Origin of the sequence: Dietzia papillomatosis NBRC 105045 (assembly GCF_001570845.1) — a bacterium.
Classification (GTDB): Bacteria; Actinomycetota; Actinomycetes; order Mycobacteriales; family Mycobacteriaceae; genus Dietzia; species Dietzia cinnamea.
In genome coordinates this window covers 108,729-115,007 of record NZ_BCSL01000006.1, presented here as the reverse complement: position 1 = coordinate 115,007, position 6,279 = coordinate 108,729, and the positions used below count along the sequence as shown (strand labels likewise).

Genomic DNA, 6,279 nt, shown 5'->3' with positions numbered 1-6,279 from the left:
TCTCGTCCCCGTGAAGATCTGTGTTCTGGCCGGAGGCGTCGGTGGCGCCCGTTTCCTCCTCGGCGCCCGTCGGCTGCTCGGGCTGGACTCCGAGTCCGCCCGCGCCGACTCCCCCCACCGCATCGACGCGGTGGTCAACGTCGGGGACGACGCCTGGATGCACGGCGTCCGCATCTGCCCCGACCTCGACACGTGTATGTACACCCTCGGCGGAGGCATCGACCCCGAGCGCGGCTGGGGCCACGCCGGAGAGACCTGGAACTGCCGCGACGAGCTCGCCGCGTACGGCGTCCAGCCCGACTGGTTCGGCCTCGGCGACAAGGACCTCGCCACCCACCTCGTGCGCACCCAGATGCTCAACGCCGGCTACCGCCTCACCGACGTCACCGAGGCGCTCTGCACCCGCTGGTCCCCCGGCGTGCGCCTGCTGCCCGTCACCGATGACCGATGCGAGACGCACGTCGTGGTGACCGACCCGTCGACCGCGGACGGCGGGGCCGGGGCGGGTGAGGCGGGCGGGTCCGCCACCGGCTCGCGGGCGATCCACTTCCAGGAGTGGTGGGTCCGGCACAGGGCGCAACTGCCCGCCTCCGGCTTCGTCCAGATCGGCGCGGAGTCCGCCTCCCCGACACCCGAGGCGCTGGAGGCGATCGGGACGGCGGACCTCGTCGTCGTCGCCCCCTCCAACCCCGTGGTCTCCGTCGGCGCGATCCTCGCGGTCCCCGGGATGCGCGCCGCGCTGCGCTCCACCCCCGCCCCCGTCGTGGGCGTCAGCCCGGTCATCGGCGGCGCGGTGCTGCGCGGTATGGCCGACGCGTGCCTCACCGCGATCGGCGTCGAGACCTCCGCCACCGCGGTCGCGCGCCACTACGGCGCCCGCTCGGGCACGGGCCTCATCGACGGCTGGCTCGTCGCCCCCGGCGACGGCCCCACCGACGGCTCCGGCGACGTCGCCGGCGTCGCCGTGCGCGAGGCGCCCCTGCTCATGACCGACCCCGACGCCACGGCGGACATGCTCGCCGCCGTGATCGAGCTGGCCGGGCTCGAGGTCCCCGCACGGGGCGACCGATGACCGACGGCGCCGTCCCCGAGATCCGCCGCTGGAGCGTCGAGCACGCCGCGCCCTCCGACGTGACGATGTGGGCGCCGGACGGCCTGCCCGAGTTCCGTCCGGGCGACGACCTGGCGCGCATCCTCGCCGACGCGCTCACCGCCGACCCGCACGGCCTGACCGACGGCGACGTGGTGGTGCTCACCTCCAAGGTCCTGTCCAAGACCGAGGGCCGGATCGTGCCCGCCCCCACCGACCCCGAGGAGCGCGACGCCCTGCGGCGGCGGCTCGTCGACGCCGAATCCGTGCGCGCCGTGGCACGGGTCAACCGCACGCTCATCACCGAGAACCGGCTGGGGATCGTGCAGGCCGCCGCGGGCGTCGACGGCTCCAACGTCGACGCCCGCGAGCTCGCGCTGCTGCCCGAGGACCCCGACGCCTCCGCCGCCGCCCTCGCCCGCGAGCTGCGCGAGCGGACCGGCGCGCGCGTGGCCGTGGTCGTCACCGACACGATGGGCCGCGCCTGGCGCACCGGCCAGATCGACATGGCGATCGGCGCCGCCGGCCTGCGCGTGTCGGTGGGCTACGACGGCGCGGTCGACCGCCAGGGCAACGAGCTGCTCGTCACCGACGTCGCGGTGGCCGACGAGATCGCCTCCGCCGCCGACCTGGTCAAGGGCAAGCTCGGGGCCCGGCCCGTCGCCGTGGTGCGCGGGGTGGGCCACCTCCTGGTGGACGACGAGGGGGACGACGACGAGGCGGACGTCCCCCGGCGGGCCCGGGACCTGGTCCGCGGCGGGGAGTTCGATCTCTTCCGCCTGGGCACCGCCGAGGCGCTGGCGCAGGGGCGGCGTGAGGCCGTCCCGTCCCGCCGCTCGGTGCGCAGGTTCTCGGACGACCCGGTCCCCGCCGACGACCTGGCCGACGCCGTCGCCGACGCCCTGACCGCGCCCGCGCCGCACCACAGCACGCCGATCCGGTTCGTGCGCGTCGCCGGCGACGCGCGGACGCGGCTCCTCGACGCCCTGCGCGCGGACTGGGAGCGCGACCTGCGTGCCGACGGGCACACCGGCGACGTCCTGGCCCGGCGCCTCGCGCGCGGCGACCTGCTGCGCACGTCCCCGGAACTGATCGTGCCGTTCGTCGACGACGCCGCCGGCGCCCACGACTACCCGGACGCCCGGCGCGCGGCCTGCGAGGAGACGATGTTCACCGTCGCCGGAGGCGCGGCCGTGCAGTCACTGCTCGTGGCGCTGGCCGCGCGCGGTCTCGGCTCGTGCTGGGTGGGCTCGACGATCTTCGCCGCCGACACCACACGCCGCGAACTGGGCCTGCCGTCCACGTGGCGGCCGCTGGGCGCGGTCGCGGTCGGATACCCGGCCGAGCCGGTCCCGCCGCGGGAACCGCGCCCGGCCGGCGACGCCTACATGTCCGTGGAGTAGCGGATCCCGCCGTCGGGGATCTCGACGCCCGGCCACACGCGGGCGCCGCGCAGGAGCTCGCAGCGGGCGCCGACCACGGCGCCGTCGCCGATCACGCCGTCGCGGACGAGCGCCCGGTGGCCGATCCTCGCGCCGAAGCCCACGATCGAGCGCTCGACCGTGGCGCCCGCCTCGATCCGGGCGCCGTCGAAGACGACGGCACCGTCCAGCCGGGCGCCCGCGCCGATCTCCGCACCGCGTCCCACGACCGTGCCGCCGACGAGCACGGCGCCCGCGCCGACCCCGGCGCCCTCGTGGACGAGGGCCTCCCCCGCGTGGCCGTCGAGCGCCGGCGAGGGGGCGATGCCGCGGACGAGGTCCGACGAGCCGCGCACGAAGTCCTCCGGGGTGCCCATGTCGCGCCAGTAGGCCGAGTCGACGAACCCGTAGACCCGCCTGCCCTCCCCGAGCAGCTGCGGGAAGGTCTCCCGCTCGACCGAGACGGGCTGCCCCTCCGGGATCTGCTCGATGAGCTCGCGGCGGAAGACGTAACAGCCCGCGTTGATCTGGTCGGTCGGCGGATCCTGCGTCTTCTCCAGGAACTCCTGCACGCGGCCGTCGTCGTCGGTGGTCACGCAGCCGAACGCGCGCGGGTCGGACACGCGCACCAGGTGCATGGTCAGGTCGGCGTCCTTGGCCCGGTGCAGGGCCAGGATCTCCCGCAGGTCGGTCCCGCCGAGCACGTCGCCGTTGAACACCATGACGGTCGACGCGGTGAGCTCGGGCAGCACGTTGCGGATGCCGCCACCCGTGCCCAGCGGCTCGGTCTCCACCACGTACGAGATGTCGAGGTCGAGGTCCGAGCCGTCGCCGAAGTACTCCTCGAACACCTCGGCCTTGAACGACGTGCCCAGCACGACCCGCCGGATGCCGGCCGCGCGGATGCGCGAGAGCAGGTGCGTGAGGAACGGCAGCCCCGCGGTCGGGAGCATGGGCTTGGGCGCGGAGATCGTCAGGGGCCGCAGCCGCGTGCCCTTTCCGCCGACCAGCACCACCGCCTCGGTGTCGGCGATCAGGTCGTCGCCGGTCGCGGCGCTCCCGGTGGTCGTCGAGGTCACGATGAAGCTCCTGGGGTCGTCGGGCCCCGCGGTCGCGCTCGCGAGCCGCCGGGGCGGTGGGTGGATGTCGGTCGTGGGTCGGACCGGGCCCCCGCGGGCTCAGCCGTGGCGGCCGCGGGGTGGGCGCGTGGCACGCCGCGCGGACCGGATCGCGAGACGGCACCGCAGTTCCAGGCCCGCTCTGAGCGCCCAGCGTATCGGGGCCTGCCAGGTCCGTGGGTGCCTGTCCGCCTGGAACAGATAGGCGCTGCGGTGGTGGGCCCGGAGGGTGAACTCGGGCACCGCCTTCGCCGCGTGGCCCTGGTCGTGGTGGATGACGGCGTCCGGGACGTAGACGTTCTGCCACCCGGCGCGCCCGAGTCGGTCGCCCAGGTCCACGTCCTCCAGGTACATGAAGTAGCGCTCGTCGAACCCGCCGAGCGCGTCGAAGGCCTCACGGCGCAGCAGCAGGCACGAACCGGACAGCCAGCCCGCGGTCCGCTCGGTCTCCATGTCCGCGCCGTCGAGGTAGTGGGCGGTCCACGGGTTCCCCCGCCACACCTGCCCGAGCAGGGCGTGACCGATCCCGGCCCCGAGCCGCGGCACCGAGCGGGCCGACGGGTACACCGACCCGTCCGTCTCGGAGATGCGCGGGCCGAACGCGGCCGCGCGCGGCCACCGCCGCGCCGCCTCGAGGAGGGCATCCACCGAGCCGGGTTCGAACGTCACGTCCGGGTTGACCACCAGGACGAACTCCTGGTCGAACTCGTCCGGACGCGCGGCGATCTCGGCCACGGCCCGGTTGATCGCGGTGCCGTAGCCGAGGTTGCCGCCGGTCGGGAAGAACTCGGCGAAGTCGTACCGGGCGGCGACGGCCTCGGGCGCCCCGTCTGTCGACCCGTTGTCCGCCATCACCAGCGCCACCGGCCGGGACGTGGCCGCCGGGAGCGTCTCGACGAAGCTGTGGAGGTGGTCGCCCGGCGAGTACGTCACCGTCACGACGGGTAGTCGGGTCGTCACGCGCAACACCCTACGACGCGGCCCGTCGATTCCGACGCCCGGCGCGCGGCGCGGTACCGTGGGATGATCGTCGGCGGCCTCGAGCGGCCCCTAATCGAGGACAAGGACGGTGGATGAGCGCCGAGCTGCCAGTGACTCCCCGTCGCGCCCACAGCCGGGCGCGGGGTAGGCGGCACGCCACCCCGGCCCACCCGATGGCCTCGCGTATAGGCCGCGTCCTCGCCGCTCTCGTCTCCGCGGTCTGCCTTCTGGTCACCGGCGTCGGCTGGACGCTCGTCAGCGGGCTCAGCTCGGACCTGTCCTCCGCCGGCGGCCTGGACGTGGGCGACGGCGGCCTCGACGGCGCGGTGGACATCCTTCTGGTCGGCACCGACAACCGGACCGACGCCCAGGGCAACCCCCTCAGCCAGGAGGAGCTCGCCACCATCCGCACCGGTGAGGAGGACGGCGAGAACACCGACACGATCCTGCTCATCCGCATCCCGGAGGACGGCAGCTCCGCCACCGCGATCTCCATCCCGCGTGACGTGTACGTGGAGACCAGCACCGTCGGCGGCAGCAAGATCAACGGTGTGTACGCGGCCAACAAGGAGGCCCACCTCGAGCGGGTCGTGGCCTCGGACCCCGAGGGCGTCATCACCGAGGAGGACCAGCGCGCGGCCGTCAACGCTGGCCGGAACGGGCTCATCGGCGCCGTCGCGGACCTCACCGGCGTCCAGGCCGACCACTACGCGGAGATCGGGCTGCTGGGTTTCGTACTGCTCACCGACGCGGTCGGCGGTGTCCCCGTCTGCCTCAACGAGCCCGTCGACGAGCCGCTATCGGGCGCGAACTTCGACGCGGGTGTCCAGACGGTCTCCGGCTCGGACGCCCTGAGCTTCGTCCGCCAGCGCCACGACCTGCCCGCCGGCGACCTCGACCGCATCGTCCGCCAGCAGGTGTTCATGTCCCAGCTGGTCAAGAAGATCCTCTCGGCCGGCACCCTCACCGATCCGGGCAAGCTCGGTGCGCTGGTCGACGCCGCCAAACGCTCGTTCGTGATCGACGAGAACTGGGACTTCGTGGACTTCGCCATGAAGCTCAAGGACATCAGCGGCGGCAGCGTCCGCTTCGAGACCATCCCGGTCACCAGCATCGACTCGTACACCGAGTGGGGCGAGTCCATCGTCACCGCCGACCCCGTCCAGGTGTCGGAGTTCGTCGCGGGCTTCGCCAGCACCGAGGATGACGCGGACGCCGCCGAGGGCGGCGACGGCGAGCCCGCCCCCGGCGAGCCCGGCGTCGACCCCTCGACGGTCGCCGTGTCGGTGGTCAACACCACCGCGATCGACGGGCTGGCCGCCCGCGTCTCCGGTGCGCTCACCGAGCTGGGCTACACCACCGGTGATCTGCTCACCGACCCGGCCGCCGCCTACACCTCTCACGTGGCGGCGGGCTCTGCCGACGACGCCGCCGCGTTCGCCGTCTCCGACGCGCTCGGTGGCCTGCCGGTCCAGGTCGACCCCGCGGTCCCGCCCGGCACCGTGCGTGTGGTCCTCGCGGACGACTACAGCGGCCCCACCGGTGAGGCCGCCACGACCGAGTCCTACTCCCCCGCCACCACCACGTACGCGCCGCTCCCGCCGTCGATCGCGCAGCGTCCGACCTTCGACGCCGGCGGCTCCGACGTACCCTGCGTGAACTGACCCCG

General features: G+C 74.3%; 5 protein-coding genes. 3 read left to right on the top strand and 2 right to left on the bottom strand.

The window, feature by feature from the left end; all coding sequences use genetic code 11:
• Nucleotides 1-10 precede the first annotated feature (10 nt).
• On the top strand, nt 11-1,072 hold the full coding sequence (gene cofD / locus DPA01S_RS03515; protein ID WP_061914041.1) for a 2-phospho-L-lactate transferase: 1,062 nt from the start codon (nt 11-13) through the stop codon (nt 1,070-1,072).
• Nucleotides 1,069-2,493, top strand: a complete 1,425-nt coding sequence (locus tag DPA01S_RS03510) for a coenzyme F420-0:L-glutamate ligase (RefSeq protein WP_083961814.1) — start codon at nt 1,069-1,071, stop codon at nt 2,491-2,493. Before cofD ends, DPA01S_RS03510 begins: the two co-directional genes overlap by 4 nt.
• Here the strand turns inward: DPA01S_RS03510 and manB are convergent.
• Nucleotides 2,475-3,590 carry a mannose-1-phosphate guanylyltransferase gene (gene manB, locus DPA01S_RS03505; RefSeq protein WP_375545302.1) on the bottom strand — a complete coding sequence of 372 codons (1,116 nt, stop codon included), beginning with the start codon at nt 3,588-3,590 and terminating at the stop codon, nt 2,475-2,477. The genes DPA01S_RS03510 and manB overlap by 19 nt on opposite strands.
• A gap of 99 nt (nt 3,591-3,689) precedes the next feature.
• Nucleotides 3,690-4,589: a glycosyltransferase family 2 protein gene (locus DPA01S_RS03500; protein WP_061914039.1), complete on the bottom strand. Its 900-nt coding sequence runs from the start codon at nt 4,587-4,589 to the stop codon at nt 3,690-3,692.
• Between the two features lie 194 nt (nt 4,590-4,783).
• On the opposite strand from DPA01S_RS03500, the gene DPA01S_RS03495 reads away from it, so the two are divergent.
• On the top strand, nt 4,784-6,274 hold the full coding sequence (locus tag DPA01S_RS03495; RefSeq protein WP_174521518.1) for an LCP family protein: 1,491 nt from the start codon (nt 4,784-4,786) through the stop codon (nt 6,272-6,274).
• The last annotated feature ends 5 nt before the right edge of the window (nt 6,275-6,279 follow it).